A 26,720-nucleotide genomic window follows, 5' to 3' on the forward strand; every position below is an offset into this window, starting at 1 on the left:
AAAGGAGGAATCTTCTTTTTGGAGTCGAATGTAAATAAATAGCATATCCAAAAGGAGGAGAAGCCTGTGAGCCGTCTGGTACATTTTGAAATTCATGTGGATGATATGGAAAGGGCGAAGGAATTTTACAGCCGTGTCTTTGGCTGGACGTACGAGGATTACAGTGAATATGCAGGAATGCCTTATTTCGGAGCTGTGACCGGGGATGCTTCTACTCCGGGCATCAACGGGGCACTTATGCAGCGTCAGGGACCGGCTCCGGAAAAAGGACAGGCAGTCAACAGCTTTGTCTGTACGATGAGTGTCGAGAATTTCGACCGCACCGAAGCTTTGATCAAAGAGCGGGGGGGCACCGTAGCTATGCCGAAATATGCACTGCCTGGTATGGCCTGGCAGGGATATTTCCATGACACGGAGGGCAACCTTATCGGCATTCACGAACCGGACGAACAAGCGCAGTGAAAAAAGCCCGCCCTTATGTACCAATAAGGGCGGGCTTTCTTCCTGCATTATTTCCGCCGTTTTAGGATTAAAACGAAGGCGGTAAGGATGGGGATCCCGAATTGGAAGGGAATATGAAGGGCATAAGGGACGACCTTCAGTCCGATCTGCAAGTGCTGGATCAGGTTTTCAGAAGCAATCATCGACATGACGCCAATCAGGAAGATGAGAACAAAGCTGTGCCAGAGCTTTGTTTTTTTCATAGGAAACGATTCCTTGAAAAGGCTGAAGGCTGCATAGGCAAAGATAAATACTTTGATAAATACGCCGCTCAGAAGTAAAAGAGTGGTGAAAATCTCAAGGTGTTCAATAAAGGAAAAATAAGTGACAAGCTCCATCGCCTTAGCAAAAGGAAAGAAATACTGTTCTGCCATCGGTGCATGCAGGATGCCGATGACAAGCTCCATCGTGATGATAATGATAAAGCCTGCTGCTGAAATAGGGACCCAGGCGTAGCGTTTCACTGTTTCTTTATTTTTTACCAAGGAAAACAGAACGGTGAATACGATCAACTCTCCATAGGGAAAGCTGATACCCGTAGGGAAAATCATGGAGAGCAGGACAGACCAATCCTGATCGAATAACGGAAGCAGGTAGATGGGATCGAATTCTTCGGATAAGAACCCAAGGCCCCATAACATAACCAAAAGCATTATCGTAAAGAAAACAAGAATTTCTGCACTACGGGCGACAGCTTCGATCCCTAAGACCGCCGAGTAACCGATGACCATCAGAAACGGGATCATAATGACCCACGGGGGAGTGTCCTGAAAAATAATGTGCGTCACGAAAAAGGAAAAGTCTGTGGTTACGCGGCCGGCAATATAGAGAAAGTACAAGCTGTAGAACAGAATGATTACTTTGGCTGTTGTTTTTCCGTACGCTTGGGTTAAGATTCCACCGAGATTCTGCCACCCTCTTTTTTCAGAGAGGTACATATAAAAATAGAACATGAAAGTACCGGCGGCCATCTCGAAGAGTACAGCAAATCCACTATCCTGCAGCGCTGTGAAGTTCAAGCCTACAATAATGGTGGTTCCTGTCAGGAATAAAAGCATGAGTGAGAAAAACTGAGTGGGGGTAATGATTGTCCGTTCCATGTTATCGTCCTCATCATAAAGGTAATTTAGAGGTTTTCCCTATTTTAGTAAGCGAAACCTGAACATCGATCGTTACAGGGACCTTTGAAAGGTCTTCGTTTTTCTCCTTCTTCATCTTTTTCCAATAGGCAGGTGAATGGCGGTACAAGTGATCTTTTAAACCGAGAAAGTCTGCCCCCTCTTCCTCTTGTTTTTGAACCATGACTGTCAGTTCTTTTTTTATCGTTTCTTCCAGCCATTCCTCAAGCTTTTGAATACCCCGCTGCCCATTCATTTCCTCTTTACACCCGTATTCCTCTACATAAGCTTTCACGTGAACCTGTATGTTGAAGGACAATGGATCTACAGATGCTTTCGTTGAAGCATTGGTGTTTGTAGTTCTGATGGTCATATAATGATTGTCTTCCCTGCACGGGAAGGTGAGGCTTTCTTTTTGATTCACCCCCCTCAGTAAGGCCAGCAGGCGGCTCTCTTCAGAGGTGAAGTAGGTTTTCAGCCTCCCGTTCGATAATAAGGCCAGCCCGGTCAGCGAAAAGTAGGCCGCCGGCGTGAATCTCTCCGTGCTGGCTTTTGAGAGCCCTTCCATTCTATCGCCTTTCAGTTCCAAGTAGGGGATAACGATGTCACTTGTTTTGTCCTCCAAGAGGCTTTTGATACGTTCAGCAGATATGTCTTGAAACGTACCCCACCGCTGTTCTGAATGACTCAGCAATTTTCTTATATGGCTGCTGGTTACTTTATCGTCCGCCGGGAACATTTGAAACACGAATTCGGGCGATGATTCCCTGGCAATCACCATTTGGATGTTTCCCGGAATTTCAGGAGCGCGGACCAAATAGTCAAGAACAGGATCCACCCCTTCCTCTTTGACCATCTGCTCTCCCAGGACAACGATTTGAAGCGTTTCCGTGAAGATGCGTTTGGAAATATCGTTTTTTAAGGCTGCTATGGCATCAGCAATGGTCACACCAGTGGCTGTATAGGTTTTCCCGCCAATTTCACCGGAGGATTCTTTAGCATTGGCTTCCGGGTTATATAATTGGAGGGTAACTGAATAAATGCCTTGTTCTTTTTCGATGCCCATTCCAGTGACAAGCGAAAGCGTGTGCAGCCGTGTGGTTTGAATAGAACTGATGAAAAGGGCTCCCATGAAAATAAGAAGGATCAGTAGAAGCCTCAAACGGATTTCTTTCATGCGTACGTCCCTCCACCATCAACGTTTTGAGGATGGATCCTCTTCTTTCGTAAAATTCACTTCTGTCGGGTTAAGTTCAGGCATGGCTTCCCTGATGATGGTATCTTTTTGATCTTTCCACGTAAAAGGGGCGATCGGTGAAAGATAAGGAACTTGGAAACTTTTCAGGGAACATAAATGGATAAGCAGCATTAAAGTAGCCAGAGCCAATCCATACAGCCCGAGAAGGGCGCTGATTAAGATTAGGCTGAGACGTAAAAAACGTGTCGCATAGTTCAGTGCGGCTACCGGGACGATACTCGATAATATAAACGATCCACTTAAAACGACGAGGGTGATCGGCTGAATCAATTGGGCTTCAACGGCCGACTGTCCGAATACAATCGCTCCAAATATTGAAATCGTAAGGACAACACTCTGCGGCAGCCGGTTGGAGCCTTCATAAATGGCATCTATCAGCCAGTTGACAATCACCACTTCCAAAAACGTAGGCAGAGGGACCACCTGCCTCTGAGCCATGAATCCGACAAGGAGGTTATCCGGCAGTATTCCTGCATGAAATGTAGTAAAGGCAACATAAAGAGCAGGAATATAAAGCGACAGCCAAAAAAACAAGATACGGAGCGGCCGGAGGAGGGGATTGAAGCGGCTTTGAATATAATAATCCTCGGCTGTATGAAAAAACTGCACCAATTCTGCAGGGGCAATCAGTGCATAGGGAGAACCATCCACGAGGATGCACACTCTTCCCCCAATGATCTGCGCTGCGGCTGCGTCAGGTCTTTCGGTGTTGATGATTAATGGGAAAATTGATTTGGATTCTTTTGTCAGGTACTCTGATATGAAGTTCGAGTCCAAGATATAATCCATGGATACGTGGGAGAGTTTTTCCCTGACGTCCTTCAGAATCGCTTCATCCACCTTGGATTCAATGTACACAAGGGAAACAGACGTTTGAGTGATGCTTCCATACGTTTCAGTTTCGACACGCAGCATCGGATTTTTCACAATGCTTCTCACCAGTGCCACATTACTTTTTCTACTCTCGTTAAATCCGATATCCGGCCCCTCGACCGCCCGCTGCCCTTTAGGAGTAGTAAGAGCGCGTTCTTTCCACTTAGCAGTATCTGCCGCAATCACCTGGTCACGATCCTTAAGCAGAATAAGGGTCCATCCATTGATCAGCTTGTCCTTATAGGAGGAAAAGGGGACAACTTCCACACCTGCCGTTTCCAATGCTTTTTCTATATCCAAATCCCCTGTTTTCCTGTTTCGATTTCGTTCATCCAACAGAGGATGCAGGATATGTTTTTCAATCACCGACGTATCTACAATCCCGTCTATGTATACCAGCACTCCACTGATCGAAAAACGTGGATGTTGAAAAGGTCGGATATTAATATCTGAGCTGTTCCCAAACGACTGTTGTATTTCAGATAGGCGTCCATCTTCTGTATAATCTTTCATAAGCATCCCCTTCATCCGTAACCTGCCCATAAGTGGAAAATTCATGAATGGAAAAACTGTAATAGTGAATATAAGAGGAGGGGTTTCATGTGGTCTACAAAGCGTATTCAATTTCGATCCTATAGAAAAGAGGATTTCTCTTTCCTGTTTGGAATGCTGTCAGATTCTGAAATGATGAATTATATCGGTGATGGGGGAGTGAAAACAAAACAGGAAGCCCGTGAATTCCTGCATTGGATTCATACACATGAGGAATCAGATCCTGATCTCGGACTAAAGGTTCTGATCGAAAAGGAGAGCGGAGAGCGTATCGGGCATGCCGGCTTGGTACCCCAACAGGTTGACGGAAAAGAAGAGGTGGAAATCGGTTATTGGATCATCAACGAGTTCCAAGGACGGGGATATGCAAAGGAAGCGGCTGGATTATTGCTGAGCTATGGCAGGAAGCACAGGAGTGAGAAAAGGTATATCTCCCTTATACAGCCGGGCAATACAGCATCCGCACATATCGCCCGTTCGATCGGCATGCATAAGTCTAAAGAGATGTTTATGAAAGAGGGAGAGGTAGACGTGTATATGATCACTATAAAATAAAGGAGAGAACCAGTCTCCTTTTTATAATGTCAATACTCGCTCTACTTAGATATAGTATAACTACACTGTCAAAAGTATTTGACATTATGATTGGGTTTTATTACCATTTAAGTGTAAAATACTTTTGACAGTCAGCTGAAGAAAAAAGGTGGGAACGATTTGAAAAACAAGATTAAGCCGTTAAGAGAAAAGCTTGGGGTTTCCCAGGGAAGACTTGCCGATCTGTGTAATGTCAGCCGTCAAACGATCAATGCGATAGAAAATAACAAGTATGACCCCACCTTGAAACTGGCATTTAATATCGCAAAACAGCTAGGAACCACTGTTGATCAGGTATTTAAACCATAACCGTAGAAGGGGACGTGTAAGATGAGTGTATTTTTAACAAACTTAGTTATTCCGTTTATCTGGCTTGGTATTGTTGGGGTGTTGTCCGGCAGTCGAGAATTTATCTTCAAGCCTAAAGAAGATGAACGAAAACAGTGGATTAAACAAAAAGCAGTGATACAAAGCTGGTCAACAATCATTCTGTTCATGCTTGCAAATTTTCTCTTTGAATTCTTTAATGTGGGAGATCCCCGCTTGGAGGGCATAAAAACAAATTATCCTGAGTTGTTTTATTTAACGATATTATTCCTGAGTTATTGTGTATTTTATTTTATCAACAGCAGGAAGGTAAGTGCATAGAAGTCTGCCGGCAACGAACGATGTATTTAAATGAGGTGATTTTATAAAAAACATCATTGAATTTTTGTCCAGCTTTTTATTTGTTACAGGATGGTTCATCACAGCTGCTGCTGTCTGTTACCTCATTCCAGCCCTGATTCTAGGAGGATCTTTCCTGCTCCTCTCTATTTCGACTATTTTATTGGGAATGCTCTTCGTTTGGGCTTCTAAACAGGTATAGATAATGATCGACACTTACATAAGGTTGAGGAACAAAAGGCTGATGCCGAACAAACCATTTACCGCAAATCCATCAATCCCACCCGATAATCTCACTCCAGAAAAAAATGACTGGCGACAGATACATCAAGGATTGATCACGGTGACTATGCTGGATTTTTATCCGCTGATCTATCAGTGGAAATAACAGCAATAAGAGGAAAGAGCCCACATTGGTTTAGTAATTCAAATACATAGGTTTGACTCAAAGGGGGGGCGTTTCGTGAAGGGAATCGTTAGAGCAATAGATGGGAATATCGAGCAAGTGGATAAAAGAATGGACAACCTCTTAACTTTTATCGGGATCTTTGTAGTATTTATCGTTTCTAAAGTGTTTGATACGTCACTGATTTTCTTCATGTTCCTTATTATGGGTTTACTCTTCCTAAGGCTGGTCTGGGATATCATTCACTTAAATTTAAGAGAACAAAAGCGTTACAGGCAGACGTTGAGTATCGCTGTGATGTTCCTGTTTTTGGCCGTTATTATATGGTTTGTTGTAAGGATACTACTGCCTTACCCATTGGGAATTCTTTATTTATGAACAAAAAAGGGTATCAGCTCGGTCCGTGTTTAACGACTCTCATCATAACGATGACGCTTATTCAATAATTGATGTGATAGAGGAGAGATGTTGTTCCAGATGCTGTTATATCCTTCCCATTAGATGAAAACGACAAAGAAGGGCGCCTGGTTAAGGCTGCCCTTCTTTGTCGTTGAATAGTCCAGCTGCGTTCGATTTAATATGTAAATCGCGCTGGGGAAATGGAATTTCAATATCTTCACGGCTGAACGCTGCGTAAATGCTGAAGTTCAGCTCACTTTTGATCGGGATCAAATCCTCCGGTTTAGATATCCAGACGAACAGCTCAAAGTCGAGCGAGGAATCGCCAAAGCCTTTAAAGTTTACGAAAGGCTTCGGATCCTCGAGGACGTAGGTATTCGCTTCATGCGCGGCCGCTGCTACCTGAAGAAGAGCGGCCTTCACTTTTTCTACATCTGAACCATAGGCGACACCAACTGGAATGGTTAACCGAAGGCGTGGGTCGGAAAAGGAACGGTTGACTACTTTTTCTTCTAGAAAATACGAGTTCGGAATGATGATGTGCTCATTTTCTAACGTGCGTACGATCGTCGCCCGCATGCTGATCCGCTGAACATCACCAACCACATCATCAATGAGGACCCGGTCTCCTACTTTGATCGGCCGTTCGAAAAGAAGAATCAGTCCGGAAATAAAGTTGGAGGCAATGTTCTGCATCCCGAAACCAATCCCGACGCCGAGCACCCCGGCAAAAACGGCAAGGGCGCTGAGATCAATACCGACCGTTGTCAAACTGATATAAAACGCAATCACCATGATGACATAATGGATGACACGTTCCATAGTGAAACGGGTGCCTTTATCCAGTTGATGCCGGTCATAAAAGAACGGAAAGATGTACCTGTTCAAAATCCGGGAAATCCGGAAGGCGAACGTCAGAATCAGAAGCGCTACGATAATGAGAAAAAGGGTGACATCCACACTTTCTATAGGGATGAGCTCGTAGAACAGCCATTTGGAATCTGCAAAATAAAAAATGATAAAGACGAGAATCCCGTTGTAGGAAAACCAGTTGATTAAAGATAGAAAAGCTTTTTCTGCCCGTGGACGGCTTGAAAACAGACGTTTCACAAGTCCTGTTAATATCCATCGAAGCAGGATAACGGCGGTTAGGAAAAGGATGACGGCTAAAATATCCTCCCACGACCAACTTCTCCAAGAGTCCAAAAAACCACCTCACTTGTCACGTGTGTTTGTTCATCCTACTATGTCTTTTACCCTCCGTCAAAAAAGCTAAGCTCAGGCGTGATTCTTTTCCAGAATTCTCTCTAATTTGACATCCGGCCGCCGATATAAGAAAGAGATAAAAAGAAGAGAGGGAAAAGACGAGTGGAAATGACAGGTTCCTATCATACATGGTTTGTAATTTTATCGATTGTTGCAGCTGTGGCGGCATCATTTGCTTCGTTGACGATGGTGGAACGGTTGAAGAAAGCTTCCGGCCTGACGAAGTGGAAATGGATAGCAGCTGGAGCGCTTACGCTGGGCGGCGGCATCTGGTCGATGCACTTTGTAGCGATGCTCGCCTATGACATGGGCATGCCGGTCCGGTATGATTCATGGCTTTTGACGTTGAGCATCCTTTCCTCAGCGGGAGCCAGTTTTCTAGCTTTTTATTTAATGAGCCGTGGATTGAAAAAGCGGATCGACGCAGCGGTCGGTTCGATTGTAATCGGCCTCGGCATCATTTCGATGCATTATATCGGCATGGAAGCGATGATCATGGAAGCCGCGATCCAGTATGATGCGCAGCTTGTTGCCGCTTCGGCAGCCATTGCTTTCGCGGCTTCTTTTACCGCTTTGATTGTATTGAAGAGTTTTATGAATTATCCAAGAAGGTTGAAGCGTTTTAAAATAGGAGCCTCCTTGGTGCTCGGGGCCGGGATCAGCGGAATGCATTATACCGGAATGGCATCAGCAAGCTTTTATCATGTGGAAACGTCCGCTCATACCGATCCTTTTATAGACCCGACGCCGCTCGGATACATCGTGACGTTCGGAGTGTTTGTGTTAATCGGACTGTTTATTTTAGTGAACCGGTACGATACGAAAATGGAAGAGCACAGCGATCATATCCTTTTCATGGATACCCTGTACCAGACCATTGTGGAATCGGCGAATGATGCCGTGATCACCATGAACCAGGAAGGAAAGATTCTCGCCTGGAACCAGGCAGCTGTCGATACCTTCGGGTTCAGCCAGAAGGAGGCGGTCGGTCAGCTGATCAATATCGTCGTTCCGCCTTCGTTTTATGAAGCACACCCTGAAGGGGCGGCTCTGTTTTTGAAAAAAGGAGCAGCGCGTGTGATTGGACAGACGGTGGAACTCGAGGGAATGCATGCCACAGGAAGGGTATTCCCCTTGGAGTTATCCTTATCCTCGACCTCCAACGACGAGCAGACGTATTATACCGGAATCATCCGTGATATATCGGAGCGGGTTCAGCAACAGGAGCGGATCAATGAGCTCGTGTATAAAGATGAACTGACCCATCTTCCGAACCGGAGAATGCTGAACGATCACTTGGAGACCGTGCTCATGCAGGCGCACAAAAACAACGAGGAAGCCGGCGTCTTGTTCTTGGATCTGGATCGATTTAAACAAATCAATGATGTGTATGGACACAAGACAGGGGATGCCTTGCTGAAGCAGGTAACAGAGAGGCTGCAGGCTGGATTGGGGGACAACGATTTTGCTGCCCGGCAGAGCGGGGATGAGTTTATTCTGGTGTTGAGAGAAACAAGTTCCTATAAAGCCGGCATGGCTGCCAGTCAGCTGCTTGATGCTCTGCGTGAGCCTTTTTTCATTGATGAGGTGGAACTGTTCGTAACGCCGTCGATCGGAATCAGTCTTTATCCGCAGGACGGCCTGGAAGCGGATGACCTTATTAAATTTGCCGATACAGCGATGTATCAGGCGAAACAAGAGGGCGGCAACCAGTATCAATTCTTTACGATGGAGATTAATGAAGTGATTTCCAGGAAAATGATGCTGGAAACCGGTCTGAGAAAAGCGGCCGGACGCGGGGAAATCGAGATTTATTATCAACCTCAGGTCGTTATTGGTACGGGGGATGTAAAGAGCTTCGAAGCGCTCGTTCGTTGGAATCACCGTGAACTGGGACTTGTCTCTCCTCTGGATTTCATTCCACTTGCTGAGGAGACAAAGCTGATCATTCCACTAGGGAAATGGATCCTCAAAAAAGCCTGTACTCAGTTCAAAACATGGCTTGATGAAGGTCATGACCTTTTTCATATCTCTGTCAACATTTCAGCCGTCCAGTTCAATGATCCGGGATTTGTGGATTCCGTTAAAGAGATCCTGGACGAAACCGGTCTGGATCCGAAGTACCTTGATCTCGAGTTGACGGAGAGTGTCGTACAAAATCCGCAAACAGCGATTCCTTTTATGCATGAGCTGAAAGCGATGGGGATCAAAATTTCCCTCGATGATTTCGGGACCGGGTATTCCTCCTTGAATTATTTGAAGGACTTCCCGCTTGATACCCTTAAAATTGATAAATCGTTCATCCAGACGATCCACAAAAGTTCCAAAGACAGGGCTGTTGTAGATACGATTATCCATATGGCTCTCAATTTGAACTTGAACGTCATCGCAGAAGGTGTAGAAACGCCGTCCCAGCTGGATTACTTGATTTCAAGGAAATGCCACCAGTACCAGGGATACCTGTGCAGTGCTCCGGTGCCGCATGACCAGATTTCCACCCGGTTTTTTCAGCCGATGAAAGGAGCACCCCTGACATAAAATAAGGCTGTCGAGAACGTTCCCGACAGCCTGGAACTCTCTTTCCTTTTGGAAAGGGAGTTTTTAGTTTTCTTTTAAAGCTTCAACCATTTTCTCTGCAGCTTTTTCACTGGACATCGGGTTCTGGCCGGTTACCAGATTACCATCGCGGACCGCGTAGGCGCTCCAGTCATCCCCTTTGGAAAATTCGCCGCCTTTGTTACGCAGTTCTGTTTCCAGCATGAATGGCATATGCACATCCAGCCCCATGCCGATTTCTTCGGAGTCCGTGAATCCGGTCACTTTTTTGCCGCTTACAATCGGAGTGCCGTTTTCATACGTCGCATGGACGAGACCACTTGGTCCGTGACAGACCGAACCGATAACGTTGTTCTGCTCCGCGTGCTGCTGCAGGACATACTGAAGCGTTTCGTTTTCCGGGAAGTCGAACATTGTCCCGTGTCCGCCTGGAAGGAAAATACCGTCAAATCCATTGGCATCTTCTTTGGAAAGCTTGGCTGTATCCTTCAGCTGTGCTTGAGCTTCCGCCCATTCTTTCACTTCTTCTTCAGGAATACTGTTGGGATCCAGTGGAACTTCGCCACCCTGGATGCTTGTTACTTTTACCTCATAGCCCTGCTCTTTGAAGGCATTATAAGGAACAGCATACTCCTCAAGCCACAGGCCTGTTTTATGATCATCTGTGATTTTAGTGTGATTGGTTACGACCATTAGAACTTTTTTGCTCATGATGGTACCTCCTAAATAAGTGATGTTACACGATAAGTTATACACGATGAAGGACAGGAACGAAAATAGTTTGCTCAAACGGGACACATTTACTCATCTGCTATACTTGAATGTGGATAATGAGGAAAATAAAGGGGGGGTCGGATGAGGAAGGTGGAGGTTGTCCCTAATGACACGGGCTGGTCATTTTTATTTCAACAGGAAAAGCGGATATTGGAAAAGATCTTTGGATCAGCGCTCGTCGATGTTCATCACATCGGCAGTACAGCAGTTCCCGGACTTGCGGCCAAGCCGGTGATTGATATACTTCCTGTCGTCAGTGATTTGAAAGCGGTCGATGAAGCGGTCGCTGCAATGGAGAAGGCAGAGTATGAAGCGAAAGGTGAAAACGGATTGCCTGGCCGCCGTTTTTTTCAAAAAGGGGGACAGGTTAGAACCCATCACGTGCACGTATTTGAAGAAGGAAGTCCTGAAATAGAGCGTCATCTCGTGTTCCGTGATTATCTTCGGACGCATGACGCGGAGCGGAACGCTTATGCGCGGTTGAAAAAGCAGCTGGCGCAGGCCCACCGTTTTAATATCGACGCGTACATCGAGGGAAAGGGCGGGTTTGTCCAACAACTTCAACAAGCGGCATGGGACTGGTCACGCAGCTGAGAGGATAGATAGGTTGATACTCTATCCAAAGAACTGCTTCCTTGGGGCTGTTTTGTGGAAAATATCTGTTAATTATTATAATATTCTGTAATTTTTGGTAAGGTGTAGAAGACCCCATATTGGAGGAGGAAGACGTATACATATGCGGAAATTATCCAATGCTGCAGTCCTGACGTTGACGAGTCTTGTTTTGTTTTTTCCTTTTCAGCCTGTCCAGACAGAAGTAACGGCTTCTTTGGAACATGAAGAATTGGTTGATCAACTCAACCTTTTACTAAGTGATGAGAAGCTGGACGGAGCGTTGAGCGGTGTGAGTGTCCGCTCAGCCGACACGGGGGAGGTCTTATATGAACATGATGCCCATGACCGGTTGAAGCCGGCCTCCAACATGAAACTTCTGACGGGAGCGGCTGCGATGGATACGCTTGGCCCCCGCTACACGTTTGATACGGAAGTGTATTCAGAAGGGAAAATAAGAGGAGGTAAGCTTCACGGGGACCTTTACCTAAAGGGGAAAGGAGACCCAACCCTTCTCTATGAGGATTTTCAGGAGCTTGCCCAACAAGTGAAGGACCAAGGGATCAGGGCAGTCAAAGGAAGCCTGGTTGCGGATGACACATGGTACGATGATATCCGTTTGTCTGAGGACATTTCCTGGAATGATGAATCCCGTTATTATGCTTCTCAGATTTCTGCCCTTACAGCTGCGCCTAATGAAGATTACGATGCAGGAACGGTGATCGTCGCTGCCTATCCAGCGGCGGAGGAAGGGGAAGAGGCCGTTGTCGAAGTGACACCGGAAACAGACCACGTAAAAATCATCAATCAAACGAAGACGGTTGCTGAAGATGGAGAGAAAGATGTCACGATTGAACGGAAACACGGAACAAACGAGATTATTGTGGAAGGGACTCTTCCACTTGAAGGCAGCCGGTCCCGCTCCTGGGTGGCGGTCGATGAGCCGTCTGGACTTGCGCTCGACCTTTTCCAAAGGGCGTTGGAGGAAGCCGGCATAAAGGTGAAAGGAAAGATGACGTACGCGGAAACGCCGGAGAAATCCGACCTTGTTGCATCTCATACATCGATGCCGCTTGAAGACTTGTTCATCCCATTCATGAAGCTGAGTAATAACGGACACGCTGAGGTGTTAATCAAGGAAATGGGGCGGACCGTTTACGATGAGGGCAGCTGGGATAAAGGGTTGGATGTCGTAGAAGAGTATGTGCAGACGATTGATGTGGATGCAGATACGATGCGCCTGCGGGACGGGTCAGGCATGTCGCATGTCAATATGGTTCCGGCCGATGAAATCTCAGAACTCTTATATAAAGTTCGCCAGGAACCGTGGTATGACGCGTTCTACACATCCCTTCCCGTGGCAGGAAAGGAAGAACGTTTTGTTGGGGGTACATTGAGGAATCGGATGCAGGACACAGCGGCTGAAGGGAATGTCCATGCCAAGACAGGTTCCTTGACTGGTGTGACCTCGCTTTCCGGCTATGTTACGACGAAAGACGGGGAGGAGTTGATTTTCTCCATCCTTTTGAATAACTATTTAGGTTCCGTTCAGGAGATTGAGGATGAGCTCGCAGTAACTCTTGCTGAATATGAGGGATAAGATACCAAAAAGGCGGCCGGGAAAGTTTCCGGCCGCCTTTTTGATTGTTGTGGCAGACAGAAAATGATTGCAGCGGGTCTTGATCTCCATCGAAAGACGTAGAAAACATCGGTCTGTCCCCTGATGTGATTCCTTTCCCCTCTCTTTACCATGAAGGTACCGCTGTGAAGGAGGAATGAGAAATGTTTATTGAAAAAGTCATGCTGGATACACGGCCGCTCAAGGATATGAAACATTTTTACGAAGAGGTCCTCGGTTTTAAGGAGAGAGAATCGGGAGAAGGTCAGCTGACCATTGAAGCTGGGAGAAGCACCATCACTTTTCTAAAAGTAGAGGAAGGACATCCTTTTTATCTTTTCGCCTTTGATATCCCGGCAGACCAGTTTCAGGAGGCGAAAGAGTGGGTGAAGGCCCGTACCCCGCTCCTAAAAGAAGAGGATCAGGATGAGGCGGCCTTCAAGCATCTTCAGGCCCGTGCCTTTTCCTTTCAGGATCCCGCCGGTAATATTGTCGAGTGTATCGCAAGGCGTACGGCTCCAAAGAGTGATGGACAGCCGTTCTCCATAGAGAGCCTGCAGAAGGTCAATGAAATGAGCTTTGTGGCGGTGGACGCCGGGCAGGGGGCTGAAGTTCTTGAACGGTTGAATCTCATCGAAAGAGAAAAGCGCCCAATCCGGCCGCACCTCCTGAATTTTATAGGGGAAAAGGAAGACGAAAGCTTTCTTTTGCTCCTCGAACCGGGTAGAAAGTGGCTGTTTTCTGATCAGATGGCGGAGGTTTATCCTGTAACGGTTCTCCTAAAGGGGAGAGGGACCGCGTACGTGGGTGAGGGCGGTCTCGTTTCTGTCGAAGAGTGGGAGGGGGGTGTGTAAATGGAGAAGATGCTGGGTTTGTGGCTGGATGAAAAGGGCAGGTACGGGATTGCTAAAATGACTCATCCGGTCTTTGGTGTTTCCTACCATCCGCTCCGCTTTGCAGGTCATGGAACGTATACCATTATCAACCAGCTGTGGTATACGACGTATAACGGAGCGAGGCAGTATTTCCGTCAATTCACAAACAATGATTTTGCATCCGGACGGATGAGGAAAGCAGGTCATGGGAATGTGCAGGTGAATAATGGAAGCATCCGATTTCCTGCCTGATTTTTGAAACGTTTCTCCTTGTTGACCGTACTAGAGGTGAACGGCTCAGCAGAGAGAGGGAGGAATGACTTGTTTACAGCTGAACGCATACGTCTGCGGAAAGTAGAGGGAAAAGCCCCACCCATCTACCATCAATGGAGAAATGATATGGAAGTAATGAAGACGACCCAGCCCCACCTCGATGTCCACACCTATGAAAGCACCGAACAATTCATCAAGAGGATCACCACCTCAGACACATCGAATAGTTACAGGATTGAAGAACTAGAAACATCAGAGGAAAGTCTGTGCGTTTAATGAACGCGCCGTCCGATTGTATGAGCATACAGGTTTTACAACAGAGGGGCGTCTGAAGGAGGAGCTTTTCCGAAACGGTTCGTGGCACGACCTGCTTGTCATGGCCCCTTTTCAAACCGATCACCTAAAAAGGAGTGGAACCCAGTGCCCAAAACATGGATTCATCTGGAAGGATTACTCGTCCTCATTATGTCGTCTTATTTTTACACAACGACCGGCTATTCGCTCTGGCTGTTTCTTCTTCTCCTTCTTGCACCTGATGTATTCATGCTCGGCTATATCATAAATGCCAAGGCGGGAGCCGTCCTATACAATATCGGCCACACCTATGTAGTGCCGGGACTTGTTCTCCTCACTGGTCTATATTACCAGTGGGGGCTTGTAACCGCGCTGGCGCTGATCTGGACGGCTCATATCGGGATGGATCGGACCATCGGCTACGGTTTAAAGTATGGCACAGATTTCAAACATACCCACCAGCAGAGAATATAGGAGGGAAACGATGATTATAGTCAGAAATGCTGTTATGAGTGATGCTCCCGGCATCCGGGAGGTCTGTATCAAAGGGAATCAGGACACGTACGCAGCGATTTACAGCAAAGAATACTTACAGACCGTCATCGATGAATTTTATAACCTGGCCCGCATCCAAAAAGAGATTGTTCCTGCAGGGAGAGACTGGAGCGGCTACATAACCGCTCTTGAACAGGACAGGATTGTTGGTGCAATTGGCGGCGGGATGATCGATCAGAAGGCCGGCGAAATCTATGTCCTTTATCTAGATCCGGATTACAGAGGCCGGGGGATCGGTACGAAGCTGCTGGAAGCCTTGACGAAGCAGCAGAAGGATCTTTATGGAGCGGAAGAACAATGGGCTTCGGTTCAGAAAAGCAATGATAAGGGCATTCCTTTTTACGAAGCCAGAGGTTTTGTTTTTCAAAAGGAACAGCCGGGTTATGGGGAGAGTAAGGAAGCATCATCTTACACTTCTCTCCGTTACAGGCGGAGACTGCTGCCTTGAATAAAAGGCTTCGTTTAAGTTCGGTGTTGATATTTATCTCGATACTGAGTCTTTAGCTAATGGGCAGGTTAGTTGAAGACTCAGTTTCGAGATAATTGGCAGTTTTGAAACTAAAATCGTTTTATCTCGTACATAAGTTATATCGGATTTATACATACATTTGAAGGGGGCGGTATCATTAGATTTTTTGTACTATTTATTCTAGTTTCATTATTATTTTCTGGCTGTTCTGGTGAGAAAAGAGACGAGACGCAAATAATACGAGGTGAATCCTCATCTTGGGATGCGAATGTTGAAGTAGTTTTTTCAAATTCAGAAGAACAAGATACATACCATATTGGAGGAAACCTAAAATTTAAGAAAGACTATACTCCAAAAGAGATTGAATATAATATATCCTATCCATCTGGAGAAAGTCAGGGTACTTTGGAAGCTTTGGAAGGAAAAAGTATTACGATACCTAATGGTGGTGGTACTCGTCTTAGTTCAATAGGTGATATTGAGGAATTTGCTAGTGCCATTACATTAAATGTAAGATGGAAAAATAATGACGGAGCGATGTTGAAGGAAAACATACAATTAAATTAAATCATCAGTTAGGTGATGATTTGATTTATTAGAATATCTTGAATTCAATTCTTCCCGTAAAGGGGGCGATTATTCAATATCATGCTTGCTTTCAACATTAATGATGTTTAATAAAATCGAAGCTAAGATAAAGGGGAATCGTTTTGGAAAGGAAAACTATGAACTTCGTAAAACTTTTATTAGGGGTAGTAGTAGGAATTGCAATTTATGAAGTGGTAAAAGGGTTATTTTTTTAAGTGATATTTATGGTGTGTAGTTAAATAATAGGTGTGTTACTTATAGTGTGTTTCAATTTACCTCGAATTCGTGTCTTACGTTAACGGGGGCGTTTGCTTAATAGCGTGCCCCCTTGTTACATAATGAAAACAGGTCCTATTTCAAGACCAGCCAATCGAAATGACGAGAGTTATGTATAAGTACGTCATAAAGGAGAGATGAAACTAATGAAGCATTTAATAGGTTTGTATGTTGTTATGGCAACGATGGTATTTGTTACTTTAACAAGTGAATATATTTTCAAAGGTGATTTTTCAGCTATCGCAAGTTGGTTCATAACTATGTTATTTCTTCTTGGAACCATATTTTTTGTGAATGCAAGGTATTTTTTATCTGAAAAGTAAAGCGGTGAGTAAGTTAAATGCTTACTAAAAGATATCTTGAAACCAAGTCTTTCGCTAATGGGGGACGATTCTATAAGAGAGAATTGCCCCTTTGTTTGGTTTGGGTATGATACTAGAAGATTTAGATTCGCGGTAATAATATTTGAAACTTTAATAATTCTGAATCGTATGTGAAATATGAGACCTTTTGCATGTATTTGCTGTAGACTACACTTTTAACATGCAATCAACAACATGTTCTTAGAAGGGGAGATAGTATGAAAAAATTATTACTAATAATAACTTTACCATTGATTTTAGTGGCATGTAGTTCGACAAGTGGATTACATAAATTCAATAATGATGAGCTGAGCAAAAAAACGGAAGATTTGGTTTTTAACCCCCAACTTCCCACAGAACTTCCATTTGAAGTAGAACGAGCTGACTTTAGTCATCCTCCTAAGGTGCAGCAACCATATAAAACTTTAACTTTTGATTTCTATGGAGAAAATAAGGAGCACCTTAGTTTATTAACTGTAAACGGAGGTGACGTTTCTTCTACTTCTCAAGAAGAATATCAAGATGTACAAGTAGGGGATGAATCTGGAAAATATTTTGTCGATAGTTCAGGAACTAAGACTTTGAGATGGGCAGAAGGAAAGATTCATTATGTTTTAAAATATTTTGCTAAACAGTCGGAAACTAAAGTTGAAAAAAATGATTTAATTGAGGCAGCAGAGTCTTTTCAATAATATCAAGAAGGAAATTATTTTACCTGGGCCTACAAATTATATCTTAAAAAATTAATTCTTGAAGAATTGGGGGCGATTGCTTAATAAGAGCAATCGCTTTTCTACTAGTGGGTAGGATTTTGTAAGACTCAGTTTCAAAATACTCACTGCCTTGAAACTAAAGAGACCTAATTTCGTATGTAATATACAAGGCGACATTATTGAGGCATTATTGGGTGCTATATTAACGTTAACTATTATTTAAAGAAAGTTGTGTTTTTGAATGAAGTTTTTACAAAAACAGACTTTAATTCGATCCTTGATTTGGAGATCAAACAGTGGATTTATTCGTCTTGAAATCAAGTCTTCCACAATAGGGGGCAATTGCATAAAAGACTACTCCCCTCAATTTCACTTGCATAGTGGTTATGATGAATGTAAATTTTAAATTTAAAAAGCAAATAAAGTTTAATCAGGGAGGGGTTTTGTGCAGAGGTTAAACTGGAAATATATGAGATGGAGTTTGCTCCTATGTATTTTTATACCATATTTCATACCTAGTAATTATTTTAATGAAGGAATAGGCAACCATACTTTTGGATTTCCATTAAAGTATATAACGATATACCAGAGAGTAGAACCTTACAGTGTCTGGCTTTTTGATAACTTATTTAGCGGTAATGATGGAATGCACATTAATCCTGCGACTTTTCTGTTAAATGTACTTATCATTTATTTAATAATTAGATTCGCGGTAAATAAAATGAAGAAGAGAAAAGACGTTAATTTAAATGTCCAATAACAAACACTATATTATTGAATATTGTTTTTGGTGTGATTTTACACTACATAATCTGGGAGTTATCTCAGTATCAAGTCTTATAAAAACGGGTGCGATTGTTCAATTAACGATCGCTTATTTTAACTAATCGAGATACATGGATCAAAGCCTAGCTTTAAACAATTAAATTTACTCATAAGGAGGTTTCTTTTGAAAAAAAAGACATTAGCGCAAATATTAATATTCATTATAGCTGGATTACTATTTATTTTTTCAATTGACTTACCAGTGTTAGGTTTTAAAAAATTAGAGTATATAAAGGAATCCTCCACTTATCGAATTATTAGTTATAACTGGTATGGTAAGGAAATCAATGAACAACCTTTTAAAGGTGCCCCTTCAGAAATGGTTGACATTGTTCAGAAGCAGGATAGATTACAAAAATTACAGGGTTCCATAGTTGTTTTTGCACTTTTAACCTTAGCTGCTTGGATATTCAAGGAAAAAAAGGTTTATCTATATGGGAGCGCTCTAACCTTCTTAATATTAATTCTTATCGATGTAACCCTGGTCCATATGTATAATTAGGCATCAAACTTAAATATGTGGTTAAAAAAGTATCTAAATATGTCTCAATATCGAGTCTTCCTGAAAATGGCACAGTTATTTATGAAGAATCATCGTTTGTCTGAGCATTCAGGTATTATTTAATAAACACTAGTGTATGATAATGGAATTTTATAAATCTGCACTTATTACTAGATTAGTAGTCCAATCTATTTCTCTACTTCATCATAAATTATAATAATGCACTATATCTTTTATGAGAGGAAGAGTTATTTTGGCTGAATGTCTTTCAAGTAATATCCCGCGTACGGTTAAAGTTAACAAACAGCAAGCATTCAATGTTTGTGCTTTAACTACAGGCGACCCCGAATTAGAATCCAGAGTTATTGTTACTTTAGGGAACCCGTCACAAAAAGAAGGTTTTGATTTAGTTATTTTTATTGGGGGAGCCTTTTTACCAGTAGAGTTTAATGAATATGGAGTTTTTATTTTCGAAGAACCTATGTTAAACAGCTGTGCCTTGTTATTCATCACGTTTAAAGAAAAAGGAGAGTATCTTTTTGAACTAGATTTAGTTCAAGACGAAGGGAATTTACCTCTTGCTAATCTATCTCTGGAAGTTACAGCTGTTAAGGGAGAGTAATATTCTTAGATAAATTCAATGATTTATTTCCAAGCTTTTCAATATCGTGATAAGCAATAGGCATCTTGAATGCGAGTTTAAACGGGAGCGATTATTCATCATGAATAATCGCTCTTTTTCAGTTGCTGTGTTATTTTATTTTGAGGCAAACGTCCTTATCAAAGAAGAGGATTTGAATACTCCTTCGATCAATCGACAGTACCACCCAAGCTAATGAATACACCAAGTGGGGAGCACAGAGACCTCCGAAAAGATGATGCCATCACAGATTACCGTTGGGAATAATGGAATACCTGGTTTCTCTAACAATCTAATGACCGTATGATGACTCATTTGAATTAAATCCTGTACAGTTGACGGACATCATTGGTATCGAAGTTTTCAAAAGCTGAATTTGACTTCTAAACATTATCAATCATTTAACCATAGTCACTGGACATGAAGCTACATGTAAGACGTTAAAACTTACACTTCCCAGTATTTTACTCTTTATAGCACCTAAACCTCGTGAACCCATTACGATACTATATACTTTCGATTCTTTTGCTTCTTTCGCAATTTCATAGTCTGGTGAACCAATTCTTATTTTTGTGTGTACAGTTACCTCTTGATTCTCAATGACATTTAGTGCTTCATCCATTACTTCTTTCGCATTTTCTTGCTGGTACCTACGCACTTGTTCTTTGCTTACAAAGCGGTTAATGTTAGGAGAATGGTAATTATATTGAACATTTAAAAGAAGAAGTTCAGCATCAATTGCTTTAGCTATCTCAATTGCATGTTTCAAAGCTCTTAACGAAAAATCTGAACCATCAATTGGAACTAAATTTTTTTTGACATTAACATTCGCTCCTTTAGAGGAATTTATTAACAATATCATTTACCAACCTGGAGAAAGCGCTTTCAGTTATTCTAATGAAATAGCTTCATCCATACGGCTATTCATTGAACCTTTGACTAATTCGATTTGCTAATGTATCCCTTAAGTTTATTTTATCAGATTTTTTCTTACATAATAACTTTTATATTGGAGGGAGCAGGAAACAAAACTAAGCTAAAAGGTGCGATAATAGAAGGTCTACTGAGCTGCCGAATTAGGCTGATCCAATTCATGATTTTCACAGCTTTCTCTTCAATATCTCGATTTTAAGTCTACGGAAATGGGGACAACTCCTTAACAAAAGAATTGTCCCTTTATTACGTGAAAGATTCTTTCCTAAAAGCATAGAGCTACATGCAATATTTTCAAATCATTCACGTCATGAGGAGGGGGAAGTGTGAGAAGGAAGTTAGGAATAATTTCTCCTGTTTTATTTTTGGTAAGCCTAGCTGCATACATAACGACGCTGTCAGGGAATGACGCTTTTCTTTTTGCTGGTGTAGTGATTGCTGTATTAGGGTTGGTATTTGCCATGTTCTCTGAAAAAGGAACATACAGAAAGATCGGAATCTTTGGCAATGGATTAATTATCTTAGCGACAATAATTATCCCCTTTATAGTTACTACATTTTTTTGGAACACGCCCTGAATCTGAATGGAGAAGGAAACTATCTTGAAATCAAGTCTACCATAATGGGGGGGGCATTTCTTTAATAGAAGAATTGCCTCTTTCTTAATGTTTTGGGCAGGTTTGTGTAAGGGTCAGTTTCTAAATAGTTTCGTTGTGTTTGATTGAAACTTCTAATAAAAAGAATCGTATAGATATGTAAATGAGCACTGTTTAGTAGTTTTATTATTAGGAGGACAAAGAATGAAGCAATTTGTGTATAGAGTGGAAGATATCAAAGTGCAGTTAAAAGCAAATAAGGAATTCAGTGAAGTGATGGAAGAAAAGTTGAATTCCCTGGGGGAGGATGGTTGGGAACTAGCTGGAGTCAATGGAACAGTTTTTTATTTTAAGAAAGAAAAGTGAGTGTATAAACATTTTATGGCGATTGTTGTATGATAACTAGCGGTTTTTAAATGAAAAATTTTCAGGAGGAATATTTAATGGATGTACTTATGCCAACATTATTGCTGTTTTTCCCTATTATAGTACTGGCGTTATTAATTAGGTGGGTACGTTTAATAAAGGAAAATAGTGATATGCTGGTTGAACAAAATAAAAGGATCATATCACTCTTAGATAAAGCAGAAAATGAAAAGTGATTGTGGCTTCACGAATGAATGAGGAAGGATTTGCATTTAGTGAGATCTTAAGAATTGAAGGTACGCCAAATTTTTTAATCTGCATCCATCCCAATGTTAGGAATAGGATTATTGATGTTAATCATATCAAATTCCTTTATTGAGGAACGTTTAGATATATATAAATTCAGGATAGCAAAAGACGGCAGATCTCGAAAATGAGTGTTCAAGTATGAGGGAGTTGCTGAGTAACGTGCCCTCCTTATTACATAATGCGTAATTTATTGAGTTCATGTTTCTCGTTAATGGGGTCAATTTTGAAAGAAAGGAGTTATTCGAAATGTCTTTTATAGTGCCTGGAGCTATATCCGCAATCATTATTGCAGTCTTATCTTCTCGGTATAAAAATAAAGACAAACAAGACAAAGGCTTTAAACTGAATTATTTTGCACTTTCTTACCGAAGGAAATTGATAAGAACCGTCATTATTACTCCAGTGGTCATTTTCTCAGCCTTTATTCTTTATTACTCTTCAACATTTACGACAATGGCGAAAATGCTGTTTATCTTAATGTTGCTTATGGTTTTGGTTCTTCAACTGATCTATAACTTTTATATGTGGAAGAAAAAAGAAGCGTGAAGATTTATAATTGATCAATAGGCTCTGGAAAAGCTTATTCGTAGTATTTGGGTATTTAACTGGCATTTGGAGGTGAATGATGGACTTTTTTGGTTGGAAGATAGAGGTGAAAGAAAGTTTTAAAACGTACGTAGACCTTGAGAACAAAAAGAATTGCTATTCTTACAGCTGAAGATGATGACATTCATATGGCTTTGAAATTTGATGATAATGATTATTTAGTTTTGAACCCAAGGTGGAATATCAGCATTACTATCTTAGGGGAAAAGCATTTAAAAATAACTACAAATTCATAATGAAATATTTCATGTATCGGGTGTGTTCATTGCAAGATGCCAGATTTCTCCCGAACTTGAGTCTTAAACAATTCATAAAGAAAGCACGCCCCGTGAATTCCGGGCGTGCTTTCTTTTATAAGAACATGGACACAAATACAGCTGTGATGAAGCTGGCAAGCGTTCCGCCTATGATCGCTTTCAAGCCTAGGCGGGCAACCTGAGACTGCTTCTCCGGAGCCAGCGACCCGAGCCCGACAATCAGTTGGCCGATCGAAGATAAATTGGCAAAGTTACAGAGAGCCACAGACATGACGGCCATCGTCATCGGAGAAAGATCCCCGGACATCTGCTTCAGGTTGGAGTAGGCGAGAAACTCATTGGCCGCAAGCTTCGTTCCAATCAGGGAAGCCGCCTGGAAGGCATCGGAAAAAGGGATGCCGATAATGACTGCGAATGGATAAAAGAGATAGCCGAAAATGGTGGATAAATCTGTTCCGATCAATCCTAACCCACCATTGACCAACGCAATGACACTGATAAAAGCGATCATCAATCCTCCGATGCTGGCTGCAAGCTTTACTCCATTGACGGCACCGTCTGAGATCGCTTCAAAGACGTTCGCCTGTCCAGACTTTTCGAGTGACACGGTTTCGTTCAGCTCAGAGGTTTCTGTTTCCGGCTCCAACAGCTTGGCCATGACAAGAGAAACGAAGGGAACGCTGAAAATGGCAATCAATAGATACGTTAAATCAATGCCCATTTCGACATAACCGACGAGGATTGCCCCGCTGGCAGAGGCCGTTCCGCCGACCATAATCGCAAACGTTTCAGACTTTGTCATGCGGCTCAAGTACGGCTTCACCAGGAGAGGTGCCTCCGCTACTCCTAAAAAAGTATTCCCAACCGCGCTGAACGATTCCACCTTTGAGGTTTTCAACAGTTTTCCAACGATCGTGCCGAGGAACTTCACAATGACCGGCAGGATGCGGAGGTAATATAAACCGGAAATCAGGGCGGAAATAAAGATCAGCGCCCCTAAGACATGGATGGCAAACACGAAGGTAACGCCTGTTTCCACAAGCAGTGGTCCAAAGACGAAATCAATGCCTGCCGAGCTGTAATCAATGATGTGCTGGATGAAAAGAGCGGCCTTTTTCAAAGCGGTTTGACCGAAAGAAATGTTCAGCATCGTGTAAACGAACAGCCCTTCGATTAATAAGCCGGTCAGGATAGTGCGCCACTTAATGTTTTTTCTGCTGCTGCTCAACAGCCACCCGAGTCCAATAAGGGCAGCGAGCGAGAGCAGTCCGGTGATGATCTGCATGATGAAATCCTCCCTGAAAATGACGGATCCCTTAAGGAGATTAGACGTCAGACAACAAAAAAGGCCTCTTTCCTATATAAAGAAGGAAAGAGGCCTGGGAATCCAGCTGTGCATAGATGATCCCCGTCTGTTCTTTCCTTATAGTCCGGCTCTTTACGGCAGCCGGGTAGAAACTTGCGGACCATATTTCCGCATGTATATAAGGAATCCGTTTGAAATGATATGTCTCGCATTCTAGCAGAATCAGGGAATGCGAACAATGGATATCCGGGAAGTTGTAAAATTGAAAACTTTCAATCCGTCGTCCTAAAGCAAGAGTGCAGCTACAGGTGCAGCCGCGGCTGCTAGGACAGGGATGACGGATGTCAAAGAAAAGCTCGGGCGGGCCGGGGCGAGAAAATCAACCGGGTTATCCGCTGGTGAGGCGAGGTAGTGGACGAGCCGGCTCCAGCGGCTCTTTTTTCGTGGGATATTTGGAACATCGACGTCGTATTCGGCCAGCTTTCGGGCAAGTTCTGTGTGATCATGCGTGTTATTTTTCACAGGTCTTCCACCTCCAGATGCGTTTTTAGAGTTTGAATGGCTTGGTGAAGTCTTGATTTTACCGTCCCTAAGGGGAGGTGAAGGATGGCGGCGATCTCTTTTTGAGGAAGGTCATGGTAGTAGTAAAGGAGAATCACAGCCCTCTGCAGATCTGGAAGTTCGCTGACTGCCTGCTGGACCGTAAGCTTTTCGGCAGGGTGCAGTGAACTTTCCTGTGAGGGAACTAAAAAGGGCAGCAGGCTCCGCCACTTTTTTCTCCGGTTCAATTTATTAACCATCAAACGGTAGGCAATCTGAAACAAGTAGGACTTCAAGGCTCCCTTGGAAGAATCATACTGGTGCTTATGTGTCTGCAGGCGGAGAAATGTATCCTGGACGATATCGACGCTGAATGGTTCATCTCTCGTATAACGGTAAATAAACGAATACAATGGCCCGTGAAAGGCGGTATAAATCTGTTCGAAGGCTTCTTCATTCCCACGCTGCCAGGCTTCCATGACGGCTTCCACCTGGTTCACGAAGCTTCACCCATCCGGGCACGGACAGACTTCAACGTCCGGCTGAGGCGGCTGAATAAATAAAGGAAAACGACAATCGTCCACGCCTGTGCCTGATTCGTAAAAAACTGCACATAAGGATTTTCAACGGTCGCGCCTGAACTGATCATCACGTTGAGAACCTGTACACAGATGATCGTATAAACCGCCAAAACGACAGTTAAGGTATCAAAAACATTCCAGCGTAAAAAGAGCTCCGTTTTTTTGTAATCAATTTTCCCGTTGCTGCGGACGATGTACTTCTTTTCCATCGGAATCGTGACAGACAGTATGACCACCAACCAGACAAACATGATACCCATCGAAATGATAAAACCGATGCCCATTCCAAATCCTCCTTTGATCTCTTCTAACAACTATACCAATGAGGAAGGAGAAAAGTTCGCGCGAAAAGGAAAAAATTGTTTTATTTTTCGCCTTCTGAAATAATGGAAGAAATATCGAGAGGGGGGAAGGAAATGAGAGAATGCAGACAGGCTTTTTTCAAGCAGGACTTTGTGATGTCCTATGAAACAACCAAATCCATGGAATTTGAAAAACGAAGCACAGGTGAAGTCATCTATTTATTGATGAATAAGGAGATCACGATTGTGAGGGACCCGGACAGGGTGGAGGAAAGGGCCGATTGGCTGCCCGTCCATAATACATCGCTCCGCCGGTTCCGGAAAAAAACGAACCAGGGAGAGACACCGATATCCTATGGATACCCGGTCACATTCAGCAGTGCAGAGGATTTGAGTACATACTTGGAAACAGAGATTCATCAGCCGGTGCGGTAAAAATCCTGCGATTTAATACTTCCGTAAACCACAAAGGGCCTTCATCCATGTATAATAGAGGAAGAGAGAAAACGGGAACAGTGCCTTTGTTTCCGGTCGTTCTTGGACAATACTGGAGAAGAAAAGGAGGCCCTGCATGCGACACGATATACAACCGAATGAGCGCGCTTTTTCAACGAAAGAAGTGGCTGAAGAAGTAGGGATCGCAACTACTACTGTTCGTCGTTATGGGCAGATTCTTGAACGGAACGGATACGAGTTCTTTAAAGATGGTGACAGGCGGATCTTCGTCGCCTCGGATATAGAAGCCTTAAAGGAAATCCGCGATACGGACCTGCCACAGGATGAACAGGCAAGAATCGTCGTGGAGGAACAGAAGGAGAAATTGAAGGGATACACAGAAACGGCGCTGACTGTATCGGATACATATTCCTCTGCTCTTGGAAATCCCGGTCAAACTGAGGAGCTCCTCAAACTGCTGGCAGGAGAGCTTGCCGCCTCAAGGGAAATGAATGTCCAATTGAAGCAGGACATGGCCGAGCTGAAAAACACGGTCTCCCGTCTGCAGCAGGATCACCACGTCATCAGTTCAGGTGTCGGTAACTTTTCACAGAAAACCCATACGAAGCTTGACCGGATGATGGAGGATCAGAAGCAGCAGTATGAAGAGATGCTGGAGAGAGAAAAGGAAAAAAGCGATCTGTTGAAAGAAGAGCTTCAGACGATGCGTGCGGAACAAAAGCAGGAATGGCAGGCGCAGAATGATTTCAACCGTCGTCTGGAAGTCACCGTAAAAAATACCAAAGGTCCTTGGGAAAAGCTGTTTTCCCTGTTTCGAAAATAAATCGAGCGGGAACGCTCTTTAACGTAAAGAAGGCGCAGCAGTTTTTTGTAAAGGATAGCAATGCCGGGCTGCACGTAACA

At 43.3% G+C, this 26,720-nt stretch carries 34 protein-coding genes and 1 riboswitch; of the genes, 24 read left to right on the plus strand and 10 right to left on the minus strand.

Annotated features, from left to right (window positions below; all coding sequences use genetic code 11):
* Positions 1–66 precede the first annotated feature (66 nt).
* Entirely contained in the window at positions 67–462 is a 396-nt protein-coding gene (locus tag ACXAJH_RS16815; RefSeq protein ID WP_474994652.1) for a VOC family protein, read from the plus strand.
* 47 nt (positions 463–509) lie between these two features.
* Here ACXAJH_RS16815 and ACXAJH_RS16820 read toward each other — a convergent pair whose 3' ends face one another.
* Genes ACXAJH_RS16820 through ACXAJH_RS16830 form a run of 3 tightly spaced genes read right to left on the minus strand, consistent with a single transcriptional unit; the run spans position 510 to position 4,263 of the window.
* On the minus strand, positions 510–1,601 hold the full coding sequence (locus ACXAJH_RS16820) for a GerAB/ArcD/ProY family transporter (protein ID WP_474994654.1): 1,092 nt from the start codon (positions 1,599–1,601) through the stop codon (positions 510–512).
* A 13-nt stretch (positions 1,602–1,614) separates the two neighbouring features.
* Entirely contained in the window at positions 1,615–2,796 is a 1,182-nt protein-coding gene (locus tag ACXAJH_RS16825) for a Ger(x)C family spore germination protein (RefSeq protein ID WP_474994656.1), read from the minus strand.
* A gap of 18 nt (positions 2,797–2,814) precedes the next feature.
* A complete protein-coding gene (locus tag ACXAJH_RS16830; RefSeq protein WP_474971765.1) occupies positions 2,815–4,263 on the minus strand; it encodes a spore germination protein in 1,449 nt (482 codons plus the stop codon).
* Positions 4,264–4,350: 87 nt separating this feature from the next.
* On the opposite strand from ACXAJH_RS16830, the gene ACXAJH_RS16835 reads away from it, so the two are divergent.
* The 4 genes from ACXAJH_RS16835 (at position 4,351) to ACXAJH_RS16850 (ending at position 6,346) form a co-directional block, all read left to right on the plus strand.
* Positions 4,351–4,857 carry a GNAT family N-acetyltransferase gene (locus ACXAJH_RS16835; RefSeq protein WP_474994658.1) on the plus strand — a complete coding sequence of 169 codons (507 nt, stop codon included), beginning with the start codon at positions 4,351–4,353 and terminating at the stop codon, positions 4,855–4,857.
* Between the two features lie 159 nt (positions 4,858–5,016).
* Complete coding sequence (locus tag ACXAJH_RS16840) at positions 5,017–5,205, plus strand: helix-turn-helix transcriptional regulator (RefSeq protein WP_027953680.1); 189 nt, start codon at positions 5,017–5,019, stop codon at positions 5,203–5,205.
* 21 nt (positions 5,206–5,226) lie between these two features.
* Positions 5,227–5,544, plus strand: coding sequence for a hypothetical protein (locus ACXAJH_RS16845; protein WP_474968001.1), 318 nt, complete (start codon positions 5,227–5,229; stop codon positions 5,542–5,544).
* A 481-nt stretch (positions 5,545–6,025) separates the two neighbouring features.
* Positions 6,026–6,346 (plus strand): hypothetical protein, encoded by a 321-nt coding sequence (locus tag ACXAJH_RS16850; protein ID WP_474994660.1) that lies wholly within the window; start codon positions 6,026–6,028, stop codon positions 6,344–6,346.
* A 150-nt stretch (positions 6,347–6,496) separates the two neighbouring features.
* Here the strand turns inward: ACXAJH_RS16850 and ACXAJH_RS16855 are convergent, their stop codons facing one another.
* Complete coding sequence (locus tag ACXAJH_RS16855; RefSeq protein ID WP_474994662.1) at positions 6,497–7,573, minus strand: mechanosensitive ion channel family protein; 1,077 nt, start codon at positions 7,571–7,573, stop codon at positions 6,497–6,499.
* Positions 7,574–7,741: 168 nt separating this feature from the next.
* Between ACXAJH_RS16855 and ACXAJH_RS16860 the strand changes: the two genes are divergently transcribed.
* Positions 7,742–10,171, plus strand: a complete 2,430-nt coding sequence (locus ACXAJH_RS16860; protein WP_474994846.1) for an EAL domain-containing protein — start codon at positions 7,742–7,744, stop codon at positions 10,169–10,171.
* A gap of 63 nt (positions 10,172–10,234) precedes the next feature.
* On the opposite strand, the gene ACXAJH_RS16865 is transcribed toward ACXAJH_RS16860, so the two are convergent.
* Positions 10,235–10,900, minus strand: coding sequence for a type 1 glutamine amidotransferase domain-containing protein (locus ACXAJH_RS16865; protein ID WP_027953684.1), 666 nt, complete (start codon positions 10,898–10,900; stop codon positions 10,235–10,237).
* Positions 10,901–11,044: 144 nt separating this feature from the next.
* Between ACXAJH_RS16865 and ACXAJH_RS16870 the strand changes: the two genes are divergently transcribed.
* From ACXAJH_RS16870 to ACXAJH_RS16925, 12 genes are all read left to right on the plus strand, one after another.
* On the plus strand, positions 11,045–11,557 hold the full coding sequence (locus ACXAJH_RS16870) for a GrpB family protein (RefSeq protein WP_474994664.1): 513 nt from the start codon (positions 11,045–11,047) through the stop codon (positions 11,555–11,557).
* A 142-nt stretch (positions 11,558–11,699) separates the two neighbouring features.
* Positions 11,700–13,175, plus strand: coding sequence for a D-alanyl-D-alanine carboxypeptidase/D-alanyl-D-alanine endopeptidase (gene dacB, locus ACXAJH_RS16875; RefSeq protein WP_474994666.1), 1,476 nt, complete (start codon positions 11,700–11,702; stop codon positions 13,173–13,175).
* 182 nt (positions 13,176–13,357) lie between these two features.
* Positions 13,358–14,047, plus strand: a complete 690-nt coding sequence (locus tag ACXAJH_RS16880) for a VOC family protein (RefSeq protein ID WP_474994668.1) — start codon at positions 13,358–13,360, stop codon at positions 14,045–14,047.
* A complete protein-coding gene (locus tag ACXAJH_RS16885; protein ID WP_206931909.1) occupies positions 14,048–14,320 on the plus strand; it encodes a hypothetical protein in 273 nt (90 codons plus the stop codon).
* Positions 14,321–14,389: 69 nt separating this feature from the next.
* On the plus strand, positions 14,390–14,617 hold the full coding sequence (locus ACXAJH_RS16890; protein WP_474994670.1) for a hypothetical protein: 228 nt from the start codon (positions 14,390–14,392) through the stop codon (positions 14,615–14,617).
* 144 nt (positions 14,618–14,761) lie between these two features.
* A complete protein-coding gene (locus tag ACXAJH_RS16895) occupies positions 14,762–15,109 on the plus strand; it encodes a DUF4260 domain-containing protein (RefSeq protein ID WP_474968009.1) in 348 nt (115 codons plus the stop codon).
* Between the two features lie 10 nt (positions 15,110–15,119).
* On the plus strand, positions 15,120–15,638 hold the full coding sequence (locus ACXAJH_RS16900; protein WP_474994672.1) for a GNAT family N-acetyltransferase: 519 nt from the start codon (positions 15,120–15,122) through the stop codon (positions 15,636–15,638).
* A gap of 426 nt (positions 15,639–16,064) precedes the next feature.
* Positions 16,065–16,226 carry a hypothetical protein gene (locus ACXAJH_RS16905; RefSeq protein ID WP_474994675.1) on the plus strand — a complete coding sequence of 54 codons (162 nt, stop codon included), beginning with the start codon at positions 16,065–16,067 and terminating at the stop codon, positions 16,224–16,226.
* A 443-nt stretch (positions 16,227–16,669) separates the two neighbouring features.
* Positions 16,670–16,846 (plus strand): hypothetical protein, encoded by a 177-nt coding sequence (locus ACXAJH_RS16910; protein WP_202410643.1) that lies wholly within the window; start codon positions 16,670–16,672, stop codon positions 16,844–16,846.
* A gap of 257 nt (positions 16,847–17,103) precedes the next feature.
* Complete coding sequence (locus ACXAJH_RS16915; protein ID WP_474994677.1) at positions 17,104–17,577, plus strand: hypothetical protein; 474 nt, start codon at positions 17,104–17,106, stop codon at positions 17,575–17,577.
* Between the two features lie 970 nt (positions 17,578–18,547).
* The gene (locus ACXAJH_RS16920) at positions 18,548–18,925 is read left to right on the plus strand and encodes a hypothetical protein (RefSeq protein ID WP_474994679.1); all 378 of its coding nucleotides are present in this window, start codon (positions 18,548–18,550) and stop codon (positions 18,923–18,925) included.
* A gap of 253 nt (positions 18,926–19,178) precedes the next feature.
* Positions 19,179–19,547, plus strand: a complete 369-nt coding sequence (locus ACXAJH_RS16925) for a hypothetical protein (protein ID WP_474971755.1) — start codon at positions 19,179–19,181, stop codon at positions 19,545–19,547.
* A 415-nt stretch (positions 19,548–19,962) separates the two neighbouring features.
* Here ACXAJH_RS16925 and ACXAJH_RS16930 read toward each other — a convergent pair whose 3' ends face one another.
* On the minus strand, positions 19,963–20,427 hold the full coding sequence (locus ACXAJH_RS16930; protein WP_474994681.1) for a universal stress protein: 465 nt from the start codon (positions 20,425–20,427) through the stop codon (positions 19,963–19,965).
* 397 nt (positions 20,428–20,824) lie between these two features.
* Here ACXAJH_RS16930 and ACXAJH_RS16935 point away from each other — a divergent pair, with 397 nt between their 5' ends.
* The 4 genes from ACXAJH_RS16935 (at position 20,825) to ACXAJH_RS16950 (ending at position 22,315) form a co-directional block, all read left to right on the plus strand.
* Positions 20,825–21,076: a hypothetical protein gene (locus tag ACXAJH_RS16935; RefSeq protein WP_474971753.1), complete on the plus strand. Its 252-nt coding sequence runs from the start codon at positions 20,825–20,827 to the stop codon at positions 21,074–21,076.
* Positions 21,077–21,298: 222 nt separating this feature from the next.
* Positions 21,299–21,460: a hypothetical protein gene (locus tag ACXAJH_RS16940; RefSeq protein WP_474971752.1), complete on the plus strand. Its 162-nt coding sequence runs from the start codon at positions 21,299–21,301 to the stop codon at positions 21,458–21,460.
* A 77-nt stretch (positions 21,461–21,537) separates the two neighbouring features.
* On the plus strand, positions 21,538–21,696 hold the full coding sequence (locus tag ACXAJH_RS16945; RefSeq protein WP_474994683.1) for a hypothetical protein: 159 nt from the start codon (positions 21,538–21,540) through the stop codon (positions 21,694–21,696).
* Between the two features lie 319 nt (positions 21,697–22,015).
* Positions 22,016–22,315 carry an ATPase gene (locus ACXAJH_RS16950; RefSeq protein ID WP_474994685.1) on the plus strand — a complete coding sequence of 100 codons (300 nt, stop codon included), beginning with the start codon at positions 22,016–22,018 and terminating at the stop codon, positions 22,313–22,315.
* A 411-nt stretch (positions 22,316–22,726) separates the two neighbouring features.
* Here the strand turns inward: ACXAJH_RS16950 and ACXAJH_RS16955 are convergent, their stop codons facing one another.
* The 4 genes from ACXAJH_RS16955 to ACXAJH_RS16970 all read right to left on the minus strand — a co-directional run bounded on the left by ACXAJH_RS16955 (position 22,727) and on the right by ACXAJH_RS16970 (position 25,343).
* On the minus strand, positions 22,727–23,917 hold the full coding sequence (locus tag ACXAJH_RS16955; RefSeq protein ID WP_474994687.1) for a NupC/NupG family nucleoside CNT transporter: 1,191 nt from the start codon (positions 23,915–23,917) through the stop codon (positions 22,727–22,729).
* Positions 23,918–24,038: 121 nt separating this feature from the next.
* A riboswitch (purine riboswitch) is annotated at positions 24,039–24,140 on the minus strand.
* 83 nt (positions 24,141–24,223) lie between these two features.
* A complete protein-coding gene (locus ACXAJH_RS16960) occupies positions 24,224–24,460 on the minus strand; it encodes a hypothetical protein (RefSeq protein ID WP_474994689.1) in 237 nt (78 codons plus the stop codon).
* Complete coding sequence (locus ACXAJH_RS16965) at positions 24,457–24,957, minus strand: RNA polymerase sigma factor (RefSeq protein WP_474994691.1); 501 nt, start codon at positions 24,955–24,957, stop codon at positions 24,457–24,459. Before ACXAJH_RS16965 ends, ACXAJH_RS16960 begins: the two co-directional genes overlap by 4 nt.
* Before the next feature lie 17 nt (positions 24,958–24,974).
* Positions 24,975–25,343 carry a group-specific protein gene (locus ACXAJH_RS16970; protein WP_206931945.1) on the minus strand — a complete coding sequence of 123 codons (369 nt, stop codon included), beginning with the start codon at positions 25,341–25,343 and terminating at the stop codon, positions 24,975–24,977.
* 132 nt (positions 25,344–25,475) lie between these two features.
* On the opposite strand from ACXAJH_RS16970, the gene ACXAJH_RS16975 reads away from it, so the two are divergent.
* The gene (locus ACXAJH_RS16975) at positions 25,476–25,796 is read left to right on the plus strand and encodes a hypothetical protein (RefSeq protein WP_474971745.1); all 321 of its coding nucleotides are present in this window, start codon (positions 25,476–25,478) and stop codon (positions 25,794–25,796) included.
* Positions 25,797–25,932: 136 nt separating this feature from the next.
* Positions 25,933–26,640, plus strand: coding sequence for a MerR family transcriptional regulator (locus ACXAJH_RS16980; protein ID WP_027953701.1), 708 nt, complete (start codon positions 25,933–25,935; stop codon positions 26,638–26,640).
* Positions 26,641–26,720: the final 80 nt, after the last annotated feature.

This window comes from Halobacillus sp. ABD4_316, assembly GCF_056161385.1.